The organism is Hominimerdicola intestinalis (assembly GCF_054655215.1).
In genome coordinates this window covers 1-19,568 of record NZ_BAAHNZ010000012.1, presented here as the reverse complement: position 1 = coordinate 19,568, position 19,568 = coordinate 1, and the positions used below count along the sequence as shown (strand labels likewise).

General features: G+C 40.5%; 19 protein-coding genes. 11 read left to right on the top strand and 8 right to left on the bottom strand.

Annotated elements, in window-relative coordinates:
• Window positions 1-65: 65 nt before the first annotated feature.
• From lgt to ACYQ0H_RS10230, 6 genes are all read left to right on the top strand, one after another.
• Window positions 66-1,334 (top strand): prolipoprotein diacylglyceryl transferase, encoded by a 1,269-nt coding sequence (lgt, locus tag ACYQ0H_RS10255; protein ID WP_459812805.1) that lies wholly within the window; start codon window positions 66-68, stop codon window positions 1,332-1,334.
• Window positions 1,327-2,184 carry a bifunctional methylenetetrahydrofolate dehydrogenase/methenyltetrahydrofolate cyclohydrolase FolD gene (gene folD, locus ACYQ0H_RS10250; RefSeq protein WP_459812741.1) on the top strand — a complete coding sequence of 286 codons (858 nt, stop codon included), beginning with the start codon at window positions 1,327-1,329 and terminating at the stop codon, window positions 2,182-2,184. Before lgt ends, folD begins: the two co-directional genes overlap by 8 nt.
• 171 nt (window positions 2,185-2,355) lie before the next feature.
• Window positions 2,356-2,622 carry a 30S ribosomal protein S15 gene (rpsO, locus tag ACYQ0H_RS10245; RefSeq protein WP_459812740.1) on the top strand — a complete coding sequence of 89 codons (267 nt, stop codon included), beginning with the start codon at window positions 2,356-2,358 and terminating at the stop codon, window positions 2,620-2,622.
• A gap of 188 nt (window positions 2,623-2,810) precedes the next feature.
• A complete protein-coding gene (locus ACYQ0H_RS10240) occupies window positions 2,811-4,925 on the top strand; it encodes a polyribonucleotide nucleotidyltransferase (protein WP_459812739.1) in 2,115 nt (704 codons plus the stop codon).
• 48 nt (window positions 4,926-4,973) lie between these two features.
• The gene (locus tag ACYQ0H_RS10235; protein WP_459812738.1) at window positions 4,974-5,681 is read left to right on the top strand and encodes a zinc-ribbon domain-containing protein; all 708 of its coding nucleotides are present in this window, start codon (window positions 4,974-4,976) and stop codon (window positions 5,679-5,681) included.
• A gap of 317 nt (window positions 5,682-5,998) precedes the next feature.
• Complete coding sequence (locus tag ACYQ0H_RS10230) at window positions 5,999-6,697, top strand: hypothetical protein (protein ID WP_459812737.1); 699 nt, start codon at window positions 5,999-6,001, stop codon at window positions 6,695-6,697.
• A gap of 70 nt (window positions 6,698-6,767) precedes the next feature.
• On the opposite strand, the gene ACYQ0H_RS10225 is transcribed toward ACYQ0H_RS10230, so the two are convergent.
• On the bottom strand, window positions 6,768-7,283 hold the full coding sequence (locus tag ACYQ0H_RS10225) for a spore maturation protein (protein WP_459812736.1): 516 nt from the start codon (window positions 7,281-7,283) through the stop codon (window positions 6,768-6,770).
• A 15-nt stretch (window positions 7,284-7,298) separates the two neighbouring features.
• Window positions 7,299-7,937 carry a nucleoside recognition domain-containing protein gene (locus ACYQ0H_RS10220; RefSeq protein WP_459812735.1) on the bottom strand — a complete coding sequence of 213 codons (639 nt, stop codon included), beginning with the start codon at window positions 7,935-7,937 and terminating at the stop codon, window positions 7,299-7,301.
• A 171-nt stretch (window positions 7,938-8,108) separates the two neighbouring features.
• Here ACYQ0H_RS10220 and ACYQ0H_RS10215 point away from each other — a divergent pair, with 171 nt between their 5' ends.
• A complete protein-coding gene (locus ACYQ0H_RS10215) occupies window positions 8,109-8,354 on the top strand; it encodes an AbrB/MazE/SpoVT family DNA-binding domain-containing protein (protein ID WP_459812734.1) in 246 nt (81 codons plus the stop codon).
• A gap of 121 nt (window positions 8,355-8,475) precedes the next feature.
• On the opposite strand, the gene ACYQ0H_RS10210 is transcribed toward ACYQ0H_RS10215, so the two are convergent.
• From ACYQ0H_RS10210 to ACYQ0H_RS10185, 6 genes are all read right to left on the bottom strand, one after another.
• On the bottom strand, window positions 8,476-9,093 hold the full coding sequence (locus tag ACYQ0H_RS10210) for a response regulator (protein ID WP_459812733.1): 618 nt from the start codon (window positions 9,091-9,093) through the stop codon (window positions 8,476-8,478).
• A complete protein-coding gene (locus tag ACYQ0H_RS10205) occupies window positions 9,090-10,214 on the bottom strand; it encodes a sensor histidine kinase (protein ID WP_459812732.1) in 1,125 nt (374 codons plus the stop codon). Before ACYQ0H_RS10205 ends, ACYQ0H_RS10210 begins: the two co-directional genes overlap by 4 nt.
• A gap of 31 nt (window positions 10,215-10,245) precedes the next feature.
• Complete coding sequence (locus ACYQ0H_RS10200) at window positions 10,246-11,397, bottom strand: ABC transporter permease (protein WP_459812731.1); 1,152 nt, start codon at window positions 11,395-11,397, stop codon at window positions 10,246-10,248.
• Window positions 11,397-12,494: an ABC transporter permease gene (locus ACYQ0H_RS10195; RefSeq protein WP_459812730.1), complete on the bottom strand. Its 1,098-nt coding sequence runs from the start codon at window positions 12,492-12,494 to the stop codon at window positions 11,397-11,399. The genes ACYQ0H_RS10200 and ACYQ0H_RS10195 overlap by 1 nt, the downstream gene beginning before the upstream one ends.
• A 12-nt stretch (window positions 12,495-12,506) precedes the next feature.
• Entirely contained in the window at window positions 12,507-13,454 is a 948-nt protein-coding gene (locus ACYQ0H_RS10190) for an ABC transporter ATP-binding protein (protein WP_459812729.1), read from the bottom strand.
• A gap of 213 nt (window positions 13,455-13,667) precedes the next feature.
• The gene (locus ACYQ0H_RS10185) at window positions 13,668-14,267 is read right to left on the bottom strand and encodes an HD domain-containing protein (protein WP_459812728.1); all 600 of its coding nucleotides are present in this window, start codon (window positions 14,265-14,267) and stop codon (window positions 13,668-13,670) included.
• Between the two features lie 470 nt (window positions 14,268-14,737).
• On the opposite strand from ACYQ0H_RS10185, the gene glmS reads away from it, so the two are divergent.
• From glmS to ACYQ0H_RS10165, 4 genes are all read left to right on the top strand, one after another.
• On the top strand, window positions 14,738-16,561 hold the full coding sequence (gene glmS / locus ACYQ0H_RS10180) for a glutamine--fructose-6-phosphate transaminase (isomerizing) (protein WP_459812727.1): 1,824 nt from the start codon (window positions 14,738-14,740) through the stop codon (window positions 16,559-16,561).
• A 90-nt stretch (window positions 16,562-16,651) separates the two neighbouring features.
• Entirely contained in the window at window positions 16,652-18,346 is a 1,695-nt protein-coding gene (locus ACYQ0H_RS10175) for a sensor domain-containing diguanylate cyclase (protein WP_459812726.1), read from the top strand.
• Between the two features lie 55 nt (window positions 18,347-18,401).
• Window positions 18,402-19,061: an HAD family hydrolase gene (locus tag ACYQ0H_RS10170; RefSeq protein WP_459812725.1), complete on the top strand. Its 660-nt coding sequence runs from the start codon at window positions 18,402-18,404 to the stop codon at window positions 19,059-19,061.
• 113 nt (window positions 19,062-19,174) lie between these two features.
• Window positions 19,175-19,568 (top strand): YicC/YloC family endoribonuclease (locus tag ACYQ0H_RS10165; RefSeq protein ID WP_459812724.1); only part of this gene is annotated, 394 nt, incomplete at its 3' end.

Sequence of the window (19,568 nt, the reverse complement as noted above, 5' to 3'; positions counted from 1 at the left end):
ATAAAATAATAATATGAATGGAGGCAAGCCCATTAAGCTTTGACCGCAGGCGTCGGCTCTTGGCAATGGGCGTACTTATGACGCAGCTTTTTCAGCTTCTCGCTAAGGACGTAAGCGAGGAAATGCAGCAGAAGATACTTGAAAATCCTGACAAAGTATTCTTTCCCAATCTGGGAAACGGCGACAGTATTTTCAAGGAGGGATTTTCTATTGACAGGGTATTGTTCAAAATACCCGGAACGGATTTCTCGATTTATTGGTACGGATTTCTGATCGCGCTAGGTATCCTTCTTGCGATGATCTACGGATTCAGAAAAATGAAGTCGGTCGGAATAGATCCGGACAGAGCGACAGACGCAGTTATCGGCGGACTTATCGGAGCAATTTTCGGAGCAAGGCTTTATTATATTCTCTTTAATTCCGAAATGTCTATAAGTCAGTTCTTTAACTTCCGTGACGGCGGACTGGCAATTTACGGCGGAGTTATTGGCGCTGTCTTGGTGGGCGGAATAATCGCAAAACTCAGAAAGCTTAAGCTTTCCGCACTTCTAGATGTTGTCGCTCCCTGCTTTCTTATAGGTCAGGCAGTAGGCAGATGGGGAAATTTCTTCAATCAGGAGGCTTTTGGCGGCAATACCGATCTCCCGTGGGGAATGATGAGCAGCAGTACCATGCATTATATCGCCGATCATTACGACGATCTCGGAGGAACGGTATCTTCCTATGCACCCGTTCATCCCTGTTTTCTCTATGAATCTATCTGGTGCATAATAGGCTTTGTACTTCTTCATCTTTATATGAAGCACCGTAAATTTGACGGCGAAGTATTCCTGATGTATATCGGCTGGTACGGATTAGGCAGATTTTTTATAGAGGCAACAAGAACCGATTCGCTTTATCTTGCCAATATCAAGGTCTCTCAGCTGGTAGCCGGAACCTGTGTGCTTGCCTCGGTCGTACTTATAATAGTGCTTAGAAGTATTTTTAAAAGACGTGATGACTATAGGCTTTTCTGCGATACAGAGATTTCAAAGGCACAGTTGTCTCAGTATGAAAACTACGATGAGATACGCAAGGGCAAAAAAGAGCTTAAAGCAAAGATAAAAGAAGCAAAGGCTAAAGGTGAAAGCTTTGCAGAGCTTCAGAAGGAATATGATGAGAAATACGGCAAAAAGGCAGAACCGTCTATAAAGAAGCTCGGAGAAAATGAAAAGCCCGACAGCGGCTATAAATCTATTCTTGCCGATGACGATGAAGCTCAGAATGTAAGCGACGAATCAGAAAAAACTGACGATAATACAAATACCGAAGCGGAGGAAGACGAGAATGAGTAAAATAATTGACGGAAAAGCAGTATCGGCTCAGGTTAAGGAGCGTATCAAGGCTGAGACCGCCGAGCTTAAAAAGCAGGGAATAGAGGTAGGGCTTGCAGTTGTTATTGTAGGCGAAGACCCCGCTTCAAAGGTTTATGTAAGAAATAAGAAACGTGCCTGCGAGGAGGTAGGCTTTAATTCCTACGAGTTTGCGCTGCCTGAGGATACTACAGAAGAGCAGCTGCTTGAACTGGTTCAGAAGCTGAACGCCGACGATAAAGTAAACGGAATACTTGTACAGCTTCCGCTTCCTGCACATCTTGACGATAAAGTTATTATCAACAATATCCTTCCGGAAAAGGATGTAGACGCTTTTCATCCTGTAAATGTCGGAAAAATAATGATAGGCGACTATAGCTTTCTGCCTTGCACTCCTGCCGGAGTAATGGAGCTGATCGCGTCTTCAGGCACTGAAATTGCCGGAAAAGAGTGCGTTGTTATAGGACGCAGCAATATAGTAGGAAAACCTCAGGCAATGCTGCTTCTGCATAAGAGCGGAACAGTTACTGTTTGTCATTCCAAGACAAAAAACCTTAAAGAGGTCTGTCAGAGAGCCGATATTCTTGTAGCGGCGGTAGGAAAGGCAAAAATGATAACCGCCGATTATATCAAAGAGGGCGCAGTAGTTATTGACGTTGGAATGAACCGTGATGAAAACGGTAAGCTGTGCGGAGACGTTGATTTTGAGGATTGTAAGGAAAAGGCAGGCTTTATCACACCTGTTCCGGGAGGAGTAGGCCCGATGACTATAGCTATGCTTATGCAGAATACCCTGACGGCGGCTAAGGTTAAAAACGGGATTATAGATTAAATTGTAAAATATTTATTAATACTATTTACAATTCAGCTGAGCTGATGTATAATAACTATTGTTGTGTTTTGCACAGCGTTATCCATGCGACAGAATATGGGTTAAGCCCGTAAGGGAGCGTTACCCGCCATATTCTTTTACATCGGAAATATTTTGAAAGAGGTACGGAAAATGCTTAGAAAAGATGAAAAGACTGCGGTTATCGAAGCCAACAGAACACATGAGAGCGATACAGGTTCTCCCGAGGTTCAGATCGCTATTCTTACAAAAAGGATCAACGATCTGACTGAACATCTGAAAGTTCACAAGAAGGATCATCACTCAAGAAGAGGACTTCTGAAAATGGTTGGTAAGAGAAGAAATCTTCTCAACTATCTTAAAAAGAAGGATATCGAGAGATACAGAGCTACTATTGAAAAGCTTGGGATCCGTAAGTAATTTTAAGAACAGCACTAAGGCAGAGGCAATTTTTGTCACTGCCTTTTGGTGTTTATTTTAGTATTAAATGGATATTGGAAAGGTGAAAGTATTTTAGCATTAAACAGAATTCACGAGCTTTCGCGGGGTCTGTTTATTGCTAATGCTTCGCCTGTCAATATATATTATTGTTTGGAGGAAGTATTTAAATGTTTGAAAACTACAGAAAATTTGAAACCACATATGCTGGACGCACTTTTATAGTTGAAACGGGAAAGACCTGTCAGCTTTCCAACGGCTCCTGCTGGGTAAGATACGGAGAGACCGTTGTAATGGCTAACGTTACGGCTTCTGAAAAGCCAAGAGACGGGATCGACTTTTTCCCTCTTTCAGTTGATTACGAGGAAAGGCTTTATTCGGTAGGAAAGATACCTGGCTCTTTTATGAAGAGAGAGGGAAAGCCGACTGAAAAGGCGATCCTTACTTCAAGAATGGTTGATCGTCCTATCAGACCTCTTTTCCCTAAGGATATGAGAAACGACGTTTCGGTTGTCATGACTGTTCTTGCGGTAGATCCTGACTGTTCGCCTGAAATTGCGGGTATGGTTGCGGCTTCTATAGCAATTTCGATCTCAGACATTCCGTGGGCAGGCCCTATCGCAGGAATAAGCGTTGGACTTGTTGACGGAGAGATCGTGCTTAACCCTACTCTTGCTCAGAGAGAGGTTAATCATTTAAATCTTACGGTAGCCGGTTCTATGGATAAAATAGTAATGATCGAAGCGGGAGCTGATGAGGTTCCGGACGATCTTATGCTTGAAGCTATTCTCAAAGGACATGAGGAAATCAAGAAAATGGTTGCCTTTATCAATGAGATAACTGCGGAGATAGGCAAGCCTAAGTTTGAATTCGAGTCAATGGAGCTTGACCACGATATGCTGGACGAGATAATGGCTTCTGTCGGAGATAAGATAAAATTTGCGCTTGATACGGATGATAAGAACGTAAGAGATGCAAGAATGCAGCCTGTTACCGATGAGATCGTTGAAGTATTCAGTGAAAAGTATCCTCAGCTTCCTGAGATAATCGGAGAGGTAGTTTATAAGCTTCAGAAAACTATTGTAAGAGATTGGCTCTACGAGGGCAAGCGTGTAGACGGAAGAGGAATAGACGATATAAGACCGCTTGCAGCAGAAGTAGGAATGCTCCCAAGAGTACACGGCTCAGGTTTGTTTACAAGAGGTCAGACTCAGGTCATGACTATATGTACTCTCGGTCCTGTAAGCGACGCTCAAAGACTTGACGGTCTTGACGAGGAGGACAGCAAGAGATATATTCATCACTATAATTTCCCGTCCTATTCAGTAGGAGAAACAAGGCCTTCAAGAGGTCCGGGAAGACGTGAGATAGGTCACGGCGCACTTGCTGAAAAGGCTCTCGTTCCTGTTATTCCAAGCGTTGAAGAGTTCCCGTATGCTATTCGTATGGTTTCAGAGGTTCTTTCCTCCAACGGTTCGACCTCTCAGGGTTCGATATGCGGTTCAACGCTTGCACTTATGGACGCAGGAGTTCCTATCAAGGCTCCGGTTGCGGGTATTTCCTGCGGTCTTATCACCAAGGAGGACGGAAGCTGGATGACTATGGTAGACATTCAGGGCCTTGAGGACTTCTACGGAGATATGGACTTTAAGGTAGGCGGAACAAAGAACGGTATTACGGCTATTCAGGTCGACATCAAGGTTGACGGACTTACACCTGATATTATAAAGGAAGCGTTTGCAAAGACTCACAAGGCAAGGGATTATATACTTGACGAGGTTATGCTCAAGGCTATTCCAGAGCCGAGAGCAGAAGTAAATCAGTGGGCGCCTAAAATGCTTACAACAAAGGTTCCTGTTGATAAAATACGCGAAGTAATCGGTTCAGGCGGAAAGGTTATTCAGAAGATCTCCGCTGAGTGCGATGTTAAGATCGATATTGAAGAGGACGGAAACGTTTTTGTTTCAGGACTTGATAAGGCTAAGGCAGAGCAGGCTATCTCTATTATAAACACTATTGCAAACGATCCTGAGGTAGGTGCTATTTACAAGGGCAAGGTCGTACGCATTATGAATTTCGGTGCGTTTGTTGAGATCGCTCCCGGAAAAGACGGTCTTGTTCATATTTCCAAGCTTGATAAATCAAGGGTAGAAAAGGTTGAGGACATTGTTTCGATCGGCGACGAGATCGTTGTTAAGGTAATGGAGATAGATCAGCAGGGAAGAATAAATCTCTCCAGAAAAGACGCTTTGGCTGATATTGAAGCAAAGAAAAAGGCTGACTGAAAATAAGCTTACCTTTAAGCGCTGAATTTTATAGGGGGGTAATTTAATATGAAGTGTACTGTATGCGGAACTGAATTAGGTATAAATGAACAATTCTGTTCAAATTGCGGAACAAGAAAAGTAGAAATGCCCGGAATATCCAGCAGCGGATTGGTTTTTGGCTCAAATCCGAATGCTGTAAACGAAGCTGTTCCTGCAGTCAGAACTGTAAAAAAGAGTCATAAAACGCTTGTATCTGTAATTATCATCCTAGCAATTATTTTAGGTTCGGCAGGATATTTCTACGTCAGATATTTTGTTTCCAAGACATATAAGCTTGACGGTTTTACGGTAAAGCTGCCAATTTCTATGGAAGAAACCGATGAAGGTAATGCATTTTCAAAACTTATGAATACCAACAGTCTGTTTGATGCAAAAGCTGAAGGTTATGGCAACGGCTATGTAGGCTTTGCTTATGTAATTATTGACTATAAAGACGTAGACGGACTTTCGGCAGTTACTGAAGAAATTTTTATTTCTCTTATGGATTCTGTATTTGATCAGCAAGGTCAAGAATATAAGAAGGAAAGTCTGGACGGAAATGTTTTGAAGTATACAATAGTTAATTCAAAGGGGAAGAAAGTATATAATTATATGACCTGCGTAAAGAAAGATGCAAAATATTATTTACTTGATTTCCAGTGTCTTGAAAAGTACAAATCAATTTTTGCTTCCAAGATCGACGAATGGGTCGGTACTGTAAGCTTTGATGATTAAGCTCAGAAATATACCGTGAAAACTGCCGTAAATGCGGCTGAGGTAATATGAAAAACTGCCGCAGAGAAGTATTTTCTCTGCGGCAGTTTTGTATTTATATTCTGTTGTTTTCGGAAAATAAAAAATGTTCCACGTGGAACATAAGTTTAAATTGAATCAGAGCTGTTAATATTTTATTAAAAGGCCGATTTTGTCAGTTATCATATGTTATGAAACTCAAATAAATATATTAAAAATTATTTACTTAAACTATTGACTTTTTAACATATTCGATGTATAATTATTTTATTATTTAATAATTTATAGGGGGTTATCTCTTGAAATGCAAATATTGTGGAAATGATGTGCCTGAAGGCGAAATTTATTGTTCCTGCGGAAATCCTGTTACATACGAAAATTCTTCTGAGAGCGGTTTGAACGGAGGAATTTCGGAAAGTCTTAATGATTCTCCTGTAGTTTCGCCTGTCGCTGCTGTTTCAAAGAAAAAGGGACTGCCGAGGGCGCTTGTCAGCATAATTATAATCGTTGTTATCGCAGCAGTTGGTTTTGGGTATCAATATTATAAAAACGTTTTTAGCCTTACTCATTCCGGAACTTATAAGGAAGTATCTGGTTCTGGCTTTACAATGAATATACCTCGTACGCTTAAGAAGGAATCCAGCAGCGATAAGGACATTGTAGCGTTTTATACCAGTGAGAAGGCAGCCGTTAATATATCAAAGCTCAATTACAGTGATAATCCTGGTATTGAATCGGTTTCGATAGACGAATATGCGTCATTGGCTGAAGCCGGAGGCTTTGACGGCGAGTTCAAAAAGGACGGCGATCTTGTATACGCCTGCTACTATGATTCAGCTATCGGAACGCTGAAGGAAAAGCAGAAATGTTATGTTATCGAAGGTCTTATAAAGGGCGATGACGCTATTTGGAGCGTTAACGCATATTGCTTATCTTCGGATAAGGAAAAATACGAGGACGCTTTGCTTGAGTGGGTAAAATCGTTTGAATTAAAATAACCTATGAAATGAAAATAATTAAGCGGACGGTTGAAATTACCGTCCGCTTTGTTGTTTTCTAAAGTGTATTCTAATAAAATAGTCTGACAATAAGCGCTGAAAATACAAATCCCGCAAAATCTGCTGTAAGTGAAGAGATAAAAACCGGGATCTCTGCTTTAAGTCGTACCGCAGAATAGTATACAGCTATTGTGTAGAATGTAGTTTCAGTAGAGCCCATTAAAACTGCGGCAACTCTGCCTGCAAAGCTGTCTGCTCCCGAAAGCGACAGAATATTATCAAGTACGGCAAGTGAGCCGCTTCCGGATACAGGTCGGATCAGCGCCAGAGGAAGCACCTCGGAGGGGAAGCCGAGCTTGCCTAAGAACGGAGATAAAAGCTCCGCAAAAGCGTTGAGCGCCCCTGAAGCCGAAAGCATTCCGACCGCAGTCATCAGAAGGATAAGAGCCGGCAGAATATTTACGGCTACCTTTAAATTTTCCATTGCGCCTTCTGTAAAAACACTGAAAATATCGACTTTCTTTATTGCTCCGTAAAGAAGCACGGCAAGTATTAGAACGGGCGCTGCAAGATTTGATATAAGCATCTATTTTATATGCACCTAAGGAGCATATCCTCCTTTCTTAAAATAAGTCTGCTTAGGAATTTTAAGAGTTCTTCTTATTCTGCTTCTTTTTCCGAAGAGGATATATACTGCCGCAGCACCGAAGGCCAATGATATAAGGGAATTTAGCAGAATAGGGGCGATACAGTCCCACGGGGCGGAGGAATTATATTTCAGCCTTATCGTACTTATAGTTACGGGAAGCAGCTGAATAGAAGCAGTATTAAGCAGGATAAGCATTGCCGTGCTTCGTGTGGTATAGCCTGCTTTTTCTTCATGCAGAATTTCCTTCATTGCTTTTATCCCGAGAGGAGTAGCTGCGTTTCCTATTCCGAGCAGATTTGCAGTAACATTCATTGTTACCGCCTGCATAGCCTTTCCGTTTTTGTCAAGGCTCCTGAAAAACGGTCTTAATAATGTGCCTATAACTTTGTTTATTTTTAATGTAAGTCCGCTTTTTTCCGCTACCGCCATAATTCCACCCCACAGCGCCATCGAGCCGGCAAGCTGAATTACCAGTTCTACTGCGCCGACTGAGGAATTCAGTGCCGAGTTTGAAACCTCAGATATATTTCCGGAAAAGACAGAGAAAATTACAGCTATTATAATGAAAAGAATAATCGTACAGTTAAGCAAATATTTCACCTCTCAGGTATAAATAAACATATATATTTATTAAGCTTTTCTTAATTCTAGCATTTTTCAAGATATTTTTCCAAAATAGGTATTGACAATAATCGACATACATTGTATAATAAACTTACACTAGTTGGCATGGTGTAATTTATTAAAAAGGAGAATGTTACAATGAAATCTACCGGTATTGTAAGAAGAGTTGACGAACTCGGAAGAATTGTATTGCCAATTGAACTTAGAAGAACATTTGATTTGGCTGTTAAGGACGCTATCGAGATCTACACAGATAACGATATGATCATCCTTAAGAAGTTCCAGCGTACTTGTGTATTCTGCAACAGCGCTGAAGATGTTGTTGAGTATAAGGGTAAGACTGTATGCTCAGAGTGCATGGCTGAGCTTAAAGGGGAAAAGTAATTTTACATAATTACTTCACTCAATAAACAGAGCGGATCAGTGATCTGCTCTGTTTTATTTATACGGGAATTTGTCCGTAAATATTACAAAGAACCGGCAGAATTAAACTCTGCCGGTTCAATTATTTTGTAAGATATTTTACTGCTATCTGAGTTCGGTGATCAAGTCCGGTCTTTTCAAGAATAACACTTATATAATTTCGTACTGTTCCGTTTGAAATATAAAGCTTATCGGCTATTTCCTGATTAGATAAACCTTTTGCTATTAATTTCACTATATCGTTTTCCCGTTCCGTCAAAAGCGTAAATATGCTGGACGCTCCGCTTCTTCCTACGCGTTCACGGACATATTTCAAAATATCGTCCTGAAATACCGTTCCGCCGGTACTGACAGTACGAATTGAATTAAATATCATTTCGGCGGGGCTGTTTTTCAGAATATATCCGCTCACTCCTGATTTCAGCGCTTTTATTATAAAATCTTCCTCGTCAAAGGTAGTAAGTAGCAAAGGGGAGCAGAGCGACTCTTTTATCATAAAGCCGGCCGCTTCGATACCGTCCATTACAGGCATTCGGATATCCAGCAAGGCAACGTCTGTCTTATAGCTGCGGCTGAGAGCGACTGCTTCTTTACCGTTTGCGGCTATTCCGATAATATTAAAATCGCTCTGGGATTCTATAAGCATTTTAAGCCCGTCCCGTATCAATGCGTCATCGTCTGCGATCAATATATTAATCATAGTTCTGACTCCCGAATAAAAATTGTTAATACGGAAAATCCGTTCTGACCGTTTCTGAATATACATCTGCCGCCACAGACAGCAGTGCGTTCTTCTATTGATTCAAGACCCATTCCTTTATCGAAGCTGCTTGACGATTTGCCGTTGTCCTTTAATTCAACTCGGATTATTTTACTGTAGGACTGGATACTCACTGAAAAGCTGTCGGCATCCGAGTGTTTAAGGGTATTGGTAAGAGCTTCGGTAAGGTTTTCCCGTATGCAAAGCCATACCTGAGGGGGTATATTATCAAGACGTTCGGATACGCTTATTTCGGTTTTTATATTATAGCTTATAGAAAACTGTTTCAGTAAAGTTTTAATACCGCTAAGCCCCAGAGTTTCTCTGTCGGGACGTTCCTCTCTGAGTGAAGCGCGGATACGGTCTACACCCTTTCTGAGATTTTCAACAGCTTTATCCAATATCTCTTCAGCTTTATCAGGAGCTGACCTGAGATTTATTTTTGCCGCTTCAAGCATTATGATACTGCCAGAAATACCATGCCCCAGCTCGTCATGTATTCGGGCGGCGAACCTGTTTCTTTCCTCAAGTGCAGAAGATCGCTTCAACGACGAAGCGTAGCTTTTCATATCTGCGATTTTCTGTTTTTGTTCTGCCAGCCGTGTTCTATAATCAGTTAATTCGTCCTGATAATTTAAAAGCTTTTCAACGGCTGATCTGCCGATGAAAAAGAAAACGGTGCAGATCAAAGCCGTAACTGCGGAAACAAGATCAGGAGTGAAGATCATAGTCATAAGAAGCAGTGCAACTCCCGAGATCGACCAGAACGAGGAGTTTGTTATAAGCGAGTCTGCTGTACACAGAAAAATAACGGCAAGCAGAGGGAAAAAGAACGATTTATCGGTATAAAGGCATATTACTGCGCTTACTGTAGAAATGATCAGGGAAGCTATTCTGCTGAATTTATATCTGTATAAAAAAGCGTCTGCGAAAAGTAAGCAGCACAATGAGAGAGAGGATATTACCGCTATGGCAGCGTCGCTTTCTCCCATAATACAATATGCAGCACAGGCGGCAAGTGCCGTCAGCTTAACGGTAAGGTAAAGTACAGCTTTATTCATAAAACAGTTGCTCCGTAATATTTCTAATCGATCAGCGGTTTTTCTTTTTTGTATATATCATTGCGGAGATCAGATACATCAGAACCGCAAAAAGCGCAAGTATAATAAGATTTGAAATGCAGCTGCTGTCAGGGTCGGCAGTTTTCCTTTTAATAATATCCATAAACCAATATTGCGGCATAATATATGAAAAGTTTTTAAGCGCTCCTACACTGTCAGTTATCGGAAACCATGCTCCGCCGAGAATACAGCCGATAGTGCCGAAGCCTATGACTATAGTGGTTATAGCCATTCTTGAAGCTTCCAGCATTGAAAGCATTAAAGCAAAACCTATTACAAAAAGAATATACAGCAGATACATAAGTACTGCAAGTCCGTAGCTTATACCGATATAGTAACCGCGTATAAAAATAGTTATCAGAGGAACAGCGCCAAGAAGTATACAAAGGGCGGCTCCGAATACCGCAGTACCGATTATATATTCGTAAGGCTTTACATTTGAGATCTGCATACGCTCATAGGTTTTTGTGGACTTATCGTCAAGCACTGTAAATGAAACTATTATGCATACTGACATTACGATCATAATGAAAAATCCGGAAGATATTTCAAATGCCGCCGCAGTAGTTTCATCCTTGTCGTATTCAACAGCATTCTCGGTTGTGAGCGTAACGTTCTCCTGTGATATATCGGAAAGAATATTTTGAAGTTTATTTCCGTTGCCTTCCGACGCCTGAACGGCTATGGACAGGCTTTGCATATAAATATCAATATATGACCGGATAAAGGCTGTATTTTCATAATCATTTGCTGTTGTAACGGTAAGAGGCATGACAGTTCCGCCGACTGCTTCCGAATCAAATCCCTGCGGTATTTCTATTATAGCAGAAATATCAGTATTAATCAATAGCCTTGACTGCTCATCAAAGGATAACCCTGTTTGTACGTCCATATTAAGATTTTCGGAAAGATAGTCTTTAAAATTATCCGAAAGAGGACTTTTATCATTATCTACAACGCCTACTGAGATCCTGTCGTTTCCGCTTTTAGACCCTAACATATCTTGTGCCATTGCGAAAGTTTCAAAGCATACGCAGAGCATTAATGCTCCCAGCAGTGCAATGAGAACAAACATACGGTTTCTCTTTACGGCGTTTTTCATGATTTTAATAATACTGCTCATTATACGCCCTCCTTTCTGCTGAATTTTAAAACTCCCAGAATCATAAGAGCAATAAATATTGCGGCGCTTACGGCGGTTACCTTAACAGCCGCCTCCTTATTTCCGAAAAGAGTAAGCTCAAAAGCCGCCTGTTGGATTATATAAGGCGGACAGATATTTGTAAATCCCTCTATATATATTTCTTTTGAAAATGAGCCGGAGAAGAACAGCATTATCCACGCCAGCGGCTGAAAAACTGCACCGGGGGAAATCTTTTTAAAAAACAATCCTGCAAACACACCGACAGACAGCGCTGCTAATGAAGCTGTAAACAGCATGAGAAACAGCAGCAGATTATTGACTGTTCCGTCAGCGTAATGAGCTCCGAAGAACACAATACTGACTACCATTATAACCGCTATCTGTATTATCGTCATAGGGAATGCGCCTAATATTTTAGCAAAAAACAGTTTAGCGCGGCTTATAGGCGATATGTACAGTCTATACATAGTATTATCCCTATATTCGCTGACAAAGCATTCACCGCCTGCGATCATAGAACACATAAATACTGTCATAACGACCATTGCGACTGCGTAATAATCTATCATTGAGCGTTCTATTCCAAGTCCTTTGGTTATTGTATATTCCTGATCGGAGGGCTGAAGCTGAGTAAGCGCAAGAGGATCGTCCGTATTTGCCGCACAGGCAGTATAGGTTTGGTTCATATAAAGAAAGCCTTTGGTCATAGCTTCTAAAGAACGGTTCTTGATACCGTCATCTCCTGTTAAAAGCATTATATTATTTTCTTTTGTCACGGCGCAGGCGGAAAGCTTTCCGGCTTTTACCTCAGCTTCTGCCTTCTCCATGGAATCAAAATGCTTTAAGGTGAGTATATCCTGTTCTTCAAGGTCTTTAAAATATTCTTCAGCTAAATCTGAACCGTCCTCAGAATAGTATCCTAAGGTTATTTTTCCTATCTCATAATCGGATATATCCAGATTTTCAAGCAGGTTTCCCAGAAGAAATACCATTAGCGAGGGGAAAAAGATACAGAAAAAAAGCTGGCTGCCCGCTCTGAAAAACCCTTTGATCTCTTTTATTATAACTGCAAGCATTATTTCGCACCCCTATCTCATTTCGTGACCCGTAAGCGTCAGGAATACGCTGTCAAGGTCGGGAATCTCGGATACAACGCTTATGATCGGCAGCCTGAGCTGTCTTATATGTTCAAGTATTTCAGAAAAATCAGAACATTCCAGGGTTGTTTCGATCTGTATTATATCACCGCTGACAGCAGCCGCATGAACGGAGGGGAGATTGACTATGTTTTTGATAAACTGTTTTTCGTCAAAGTCAGATGGTATTCTGGTTTTTAGCTTAAAGCATTTATAATCTGTAACCAATGATACAAGCTCTTGTTCAGTTCCGCAGGCTACAAGCTGTCCCTTGTCAATAATGGCTATCCTGTCGCATATCTGTTCTACCTCGTTCATATAATGTGATGTATAAATTACCGTAGCTCCCCGCTCTCTCAGAACTTTAATTGAATTGAGAATATGTTCTCTTGACTGCGCGTCAACACCTACTGTCGGTTCGTCCATAATAATAAGCTGCGGAGAATGGGCAATTCCGCAGGCAATATTCAGACGGCGTTTCATTCCTCCCGACATATGCTTCGGCTTCATTTTAGACTTATCGGCAAGTCCGACAAATCCAAGAGCTTCATTTGCTGCGTCATCAAGCTCTTTTCCCTTTATTCCATAAAGTGAAGCAAAGAACTTAACGTTCTCAGCAGCCGAAAGAAAGGGATATACGGCTATATCCTGAGGCACTAAGCCTATAAGCCTTTTAATTTCGTTCCTGTGCTTTTCAATATTCATTCCGGCGATTTCGACTGTACCTTTTGTGTAACCGTCCAGTGTTGTCATAATGTTTATTGCAGTTGATTTTCCTGCGCCGTTAGGTCCGAGCAGTCCGAATATCTCGCCTTTTTCGACTGAAAAGCTGAGATTGTCCAATGCGCAGAAATCTCCGTAGTTTTTTATAAGATTTTTTACCGATACAAACTCATTCATGTTGACACGTCCTTTCTATGGTTTAAGTATATCACAATAATTTAAGATCGGTAAGTTACATTTGACAGAATATCGTATTACATTTGTCATATTGCTGTATGATATAACTGCGCCGGCAGTCTAAAAGCCTGCCGGCGCAGTTTGTTTTTGTTTTATAATAAATAATATAAGTTCTGAATTTACCGAGTAAGAAGCCGCAGGCAGATATTCCGTTCAGAGCTTTCCGCCCTCCATTAAAAACGTAGCTTCCATATCTGCAATATGAACGGCGAGAGCAAGCGGAAACATTTCAAGAGCCTTGCCGATAGTATTTTTATTTTCTTCTCCGGAAAAACCCATATGCCATCTGATCGCAAAGGCTTCCTCTCTGGTAAGCCTCATAAAACCGGTAATTATGTAGACCGATTTTTCGCCGTGACCGTAGGGAAGCTGATCGTAAAAATCAAAATAGGGAACCTTTTCCCATACTCCGTCATCGTTTTTAGCATTTCGGTAGCTTATTCTGTAAAGGTTGACCTTGCATATATCGTGAAGCAGTGCTACAATAGCTATGCTTTCATCGGAAAAGTCTAGGCCGTACAGTTCTTTTACACGCTCTCGTTCGCAGTAATCCTTCAGACATTCGTAGACGTTTATCGAATGCTCGCACAGGCCGCCTTCATAGGCTCCATGATATCTGGTGGAAGCCGGAGCGGCAAAAAAATCGCTGCTTTCCGATAACAGCCATTCAAGAAGCCGTTCTGAACCGGGCCGGGTAATATGCTCTTTGTAAATGCTTATAAATCTGTCCTTTAAAGCTTTGATATTTTCCATTTAAATTCCTCCTCGGCAAATTGTTTTTACGAATTGTATTTTCGAGTTTATATCTTTGTTAAACTATTTATTTTGACTTAAACACTTATCTTTGAAGTATATGCCGGTCATGTCTAGAAAAAACCATATCAAAAGAATTATTTGTGCTATTATACAATATATTTTTTCATAATACACCTCTATCATATCAGTTTATTCTGCTAAACCTGAGAACTTAAATTGATGATATTTACACAAGCAATGCGTATTATTAAACAGCAGTAAAAATATAATTTATATAATTATAACATATTTTTTATTAAAAGAAAAGTAGTTTATAAAATTTTAATTACACTTGATTTTATTTGCTGTTTGTGATATTATAAATAAAGATTATAAGCGGATATGAGGGGATTTTGTTTTCATTCTGACTGAAATCCCATACAATACAGTATTGACTGCGTTAATGAACGCTGAAAGGAGTTTTGACTATGTGCGGTATAGTCGGTTATGTTGGAAAAGAGGATTGTACAAAGGTTTTGCTCGACGCTCTGAGCAAGTTGGAATACAGAGGTTACGATTCTGCCGGAATTGCAGTTTTTCAGGACGGTGAAATAAAGGTAAGCAAGACTAAAGGAAGAATTGCTGACCTGAAAGAAAAGATTTATAAGGACGGAGTTATTCACGGAGGTTCATGCGGTATAGGTCATACAAGATGGGCTACTCACGGAGAACCGTCGGATATTAATTCACACCCTCACGGTAACGCAAAGATATCTATTGTTCATAATGGAATAATAGAAAATTATCAGAAGATAAAAAGCTTTCTGCAAAAAAAAGGCTATGTTTTTGAAAGCCAGACTGATACGGAAACGGTTGCAAAGCTTCTTGATTATTATTATAACGGTAATCCGCTGGAAACTATACAGAAGGTTCTCGGCGATATTGAGGGTTCGTATGCTCTCGGGATCGTATTCAAGGATTTTCCTGAGTCGGTTTATGCGGTAAGAAAGGATTCTCCGTTGATTGTGGGAGTAGGAGAAGACGAGGCGTTTATCGCTTCTGACGTTCCGGCTATATTAAAATTTACAAGGAATTATTATCTGCTTGAAGCAGATGAGATAGCTGTCCTCAGCGGAGGAAAGGCTCAGATCTTTGATAAATACGGAACTCCTGCAGAGAAGCAGCTGATGGTTGCAGACTGGGATATGGAAGCAGCTGAAAAGGGCGGCTATGAGCATTTTATGCTAAAGGAAATAAATGAGCAGCCGAACGCAATAAAGCAGACCATCTCTCCCCGTATCAAAGACGGAATGCCTGATCTTGAGGAATGCGGATTGACTGCGGAAAAGTTGGCTTCATACAGCAGTATATTTGTAGTTGCCTGCGGAACAGCCATGCACGCAGGATTGGTGGGGAAATATGTTATTGAAAAGCTTGCAAGAGTGCCGGTTACCGTAGATGTAGCGTCTGAATTTCGCTACAGAGATCCTATAATCGGCAAGGGAGATCTTGTTATTGTAGTATCTCAGTCCGGAGAAACTGCGGATACGCTTGAGGCGCTGAAGCTTTCAAAGCGTCTTGGCGCACAGACTCTTGCTATAGTCAACGTTGTAGGCTCTTCAATCGCAAGAGAGGCTGATATGGTTATTTATACTCATGCCGGTCCTGAAATTTCCGTAGCGTCAACAAAGGCTTACAGCGTTCAGATCTCGGTGTTTTATCTGCTTGCTTTTTTGCTTTCCTATTCAAAGGGCACTATTTCCGAGGACGAATGCAGGCGTCTTACCTCTGTTCTTGAGGGCGTTCCCAATATGATAGACGTTATCTTAAAGCAGGAAAAGTCCTGTCAGTATGTAGCTTCACAGCTTATTAATGCTGAAAATCTGCTGTATATCGGAAGAGGGCTTGATTACGCTCTTTCGATGGAGGGCTCATTAAAGCTTAAGGAGATCTCATATATTCATTCCGAGTCCTATGCCGCCGGTGAGCTAAAGCACGGAACTATTTCGCTGGTTACCGAGAGTATGCCGCTTATTGCCGTTGCAACTCAGCGCGATCTGTTTGACAAAACCGTCAGCAACGCCAAAGAGGTAAAAGCAAGGGGAGGAAAGGTTATTTTCGTTACCCACAATTATATTAATGTTGACGACGATGTTGCGGATTATAAGATCGGTCTTCCAACGATAGACGATATTCTTATGCCAATGCTTACCGTTGTGCCGCTGCAGCTTATTGCGTATTATACGTCAGTTCTCAGAGGGAATGATGTTGACAAGCCTAGAAATCTTGCTAAATCAGTAACTGTTGAATAGCTTTTACAGATTTTCAGCGGCGCTCCGAGGTTTTTATCTGGCAGGCTCTTATGCGGTCGATTTCATCCTTCTATGAGAGGAGATAACATTTTGACGAAGTTGAAAGGCAAGATTTCTATCAGCGGAGGAAAAGCCGCAGCTGTAATTTTATTTGCGGCTCTGCTTTTTCTCATGGTATTTGTAGCTGCCGACGCCAGAAATCATACAGACGTTGAAAATATAAGTATAGATATTCCTGAAGCGGTTGATTTTAATTCAGGCTGGAAAAGCAATGGAGACCCCGTCGATATTCTAAGCGGTCATGAGTTTTATGATTCTATAGAAATAACAAATGTTTTGCCTGAAGATATACCGGCGTCCGGAGTCTTGTTCTTTGATTCTCATGGTCTGTCGTGCAGAATACTTGCAGATTCTGAAGAAATATATTCATACGGAGATGATCAGAGTCTTGATAAGTCCAAAGTTTTGTCAAATGTACATTGTTTTGTAAAACTTTTTGATAAATATGAGGGAAAAACGATAACCTGTATATTTACAGCGCCTTACGGAAAAGGAGTTCTGCCGTCTTTTAAATACGGGAGTGAGAGCGGAATAATCGGAGCTTTGATAAAGTCGGATTTTTTTACTGTTATTTTTGCAGGACTTCTGCTGTTTATATCCCTTTGTCTGATAGTTGTGTATTTTATATTTAAAGTTAAGAAAATTGCTTTCCGAAATAAATGCCTTTTTTATTTAGGCGCTTTCATTCTAACTTCAAATGTATGGATAATAACCGATACTCAGATACTGCAGTTTATTACCAATGAAGTTACTGTTGTTGCGTATATTTCATATTTTTCCTTTTCTCTTCTTCCGGTTATATTCCTGATGTTTATAAAGGATTTTTGTGTATACGGCAGAAAGTTTATATTAGGAATATGTATAGCGTATCTTACTGTTCTGATTGCTTTAAACATATCCTTCCTTTCAGGTGGCTTAGATATAATGAACAGCCTGTTTGTTATACATTTACTTATTCTGACCTCGTTCGCCGCTGTTGTCATCTGTATTGCTGTAAATATCAGAAAGAAGAAGGATGGGAAAACATGCAGGCGTCTGCTTCATGCTACGTTTGTCCTCGGCGCTTTTTCGGCGATTCAAATGGTTTCATATTATCTGAATCATGATAGTTCAAGAAATTCGGTTTGGTTTGAAACAGGTCTCCTTGTATTTATTATAATGCTGGCCAGAATAGCAATTTATAAGGCTATGGACTTTCTTGAGCTTAATGCCCAAAACAGTATATATAAAAAGCTTCTGTATACTGATTCCCTTACTCAGCTCGGAAGCAGAATGAGCTTTGATCAGTATATAGATAAGCTGGGAAAGAAGCTGTGCTGCGGAGATAAGATCGGATTTCTTGTAATGGATCTAAATAATCTTAAAGAAACAAATGATAATCTTGGACATATGAACGGAGATAAGCTGATAAAGGATATGGCTCAGTGTATAAATAATGCATTCGGTTCTGACGTTCAGTCGTTCAGGATAGGAGGAGATGAGTTCGTTTCGGTTTTCGTCAACAGCGAGCTGACTGCCGAAGGCGCAAGAAGAGAGCTTTTTTCTGTAATCGAAAGATTTAATCTTGCTTATCACAGCAGCGTTTCAGCCGCTGTAGGCTGCTATGAATCTAAAATTAAAGGCAGCTCTCCGAAAACTGATATTATGAACGTTTTTAAAATGGCAGATGATAATATGTATTCCATTAAGGCTGAAATGCATAAAATATCAGGAAAGATCAGATAGCTTTCAGGCAACCAAATAAAACGGTTGCCTGTTTTTATGAAAGGACTGTAGTTATATGGGAAAATACTCGGCTTATGTTTTTGATTTTGATTTGACGCTTGCGGATTCGTCTAAGGGTATACTTATATGTTTTAAGCATACCTTAAAAGAGTTCGGATATAAGATTCCGGATGACAATAAAATTTACAGAACGATAGGTCTTACGCTTACAGACGCATTCGACATTCTTACGGGAATAGAGAATAATCCTCAGAGAGAGGATATGCGCAGGGAATATGTTAAAATTGCGGACAAGGAAATGGTTAAAAACACATTTTTCTATAATGACGCAATTGCGGTATTACAGGTGCTTCAGCTCGCTGGACTTAAGGTCGGAATAGTTTCAACAAAGTACAGATACCGTATTGAAGATACCTTTAAAATTCAGGCAGGCTCTTTTCCTGTTGATATTATTGTCGGAGGAGAGGATGTTAAGCAGGCTAAGCCGGATCCTTCAGGTCTTAACTTAATAATCAAAAGATTTAATGAGCCTAAGGAAAATGTACTTTATATAGGTGACAGCTATATAGATGCTCAGACTGCAATGAATGCCGGAGTTGATTTTGCAGGCGTTACTACAGGTTCGACGTCAAGAGATGATTTTATGAAATACCCTCATATCTGCATAGGAGACAGTCTGTCAGCTATATTTACCGAAATTAACAATTGCAAGTAAAATAAATATTAAAATTGTATTAAAATTGCTTGCTATTTGGCATATGAAATGGTATAATATAAGTTGAATATTTATTGGCTGAACATATGCAAAGCAGCGGAAAGGACAGTTAAATGATAAAGAGCATGACAGGCTTCGGAAGGGAACGCCGTATTATCAACGGCAGAGAAATTTTGGTTGAAATACGATCTGTAAATCACAGATATTACGAATTTACCGCCAGAACTCCCAGAGCGTACGGCTATCTTGACGAAAAGCTTAAATCCTTTGTTAATAATGCAATTTCCAGAGGAAAGGTTGAGGTTTCCGTCTCTGTTTACAATCAGGAGGGAGCAAGCGCAAATATTGAGATAAACCGCGAGATCGCAAAAGGATATATAGGCGCTTTAAGAGGCTGTGCTCAGGAGCTTTCTCTTAACGATGATCTATCGCTTTCTAATATTATGCGCCTGCCGGATATTTTTACGGTCGTTAAGGTTACGGATGATGAAGAGGAGATATGGAACA

Bases quoted from the DNA above. Each gene is read 5' to 3' on its own strand.
- ACYQ0H_RS10215 (WP_459812734.1), top strand. From the start codon at position 8,109: ATGAAATCTACCGGTATTGTAAGAAGAGTTGACGAACTCGGAAGAATT.
- ACYQ0H_RS10190 (WP_459812729.1), bottom strand. From the start codon at position 13,454: ATGAATGAGTTTGTATCGGTAAAAAATCTTATAAAAAACTACGGAGAT.
- ACYQ0H_RS10225 (WP_459812736.1), bottom strand. From the start codon at position 7,283: ATGCTTATATCAAATCTTGCAGCGCCCGTTCTAATACTTGCCGTGCTT.
- ACYQ0H_RS10200 (WP_459812731.1), bottom strand. From the start codon at position 11,397: ATGAGCAGTATTATTAAAATCATGAAAAACGCCGTAAAGAGAAACCGT.
- ACYQ0H_RS10210 (WP_459812733.1), bottom strand. From the start codon at position 9,093: ATGATTAATATATTGATCGCAGACGATGACGCATTGATACGGGACGGG.
- ACYQ0H_RS10240 (WP_459812739.1), top strand. From the start codon at position 2,811: ATGTTTGAAAACTACAGAAAATTTGAAACCACATATGCTGGACGCACT.
- ACYQ0H_RS10205 (WP_459812732.1), bottom strand. From the start codon at position 10,214: ATGAATAAAGCTGTACTTTACCTTACCGTTAAGCTGACGGCACTTGCC.
- rpsO (WP_459812740.1), top strand. From the start codon at position 2,356: ATGCTTAGAAAAGATGAAAAGACTGCGGTTATCGAAGCCAACAGAACA.
- ACYQ0H_RS10170 (WP_459812725.1), top strand. From the start codon at position 18,402: ATGGGAAAATACTCGGCTTATGTTTTTGATTTTGATTTGACGCTTGCG.
- folD (WP_459812741.1), top strand. From the start codon at position 1,327: ATGAGTAAAATAATTGACGGAAAAGCAGTATCGGCTCAGGTTAAGGAG.
- glmS (WP_459812727.1), top strand. From the start codon at position 14,738: ATGTGCGGTATAGTCGGTTATGTTGGAAAAGAGGATTGTACAAAGGTT.
- ACYQ0H_RS10195 (WP_459812730.1), bottom strand. From the start codon at position 12,494: ATGCTTGCAGTTATAATAAAAGAGATCAAAGGGTTTTTCAGAGCGGGC.
- lgt (WP_459812805.1), top strand. From the start codon at position 66: ATGGGCGTACTTATGACGCAGCTTTTTCAGCTTCTCGCTAAGGACGTA.
- ACYQ0H_RS10185 (WP_459812728.1), bottom strand. From the start codon at position 14,267: ATGGAAAATATCAAAGCTTTAAAGGACAGATTTATAAGCATTTACAAA.
- ACYQ0H_RS10235 (WP_459812738.1), top strand. From the start codon at position 4,974: ATGAAGTGTACTGTATGCGGAACTGAATTAGGTATAAATGAACAATTC.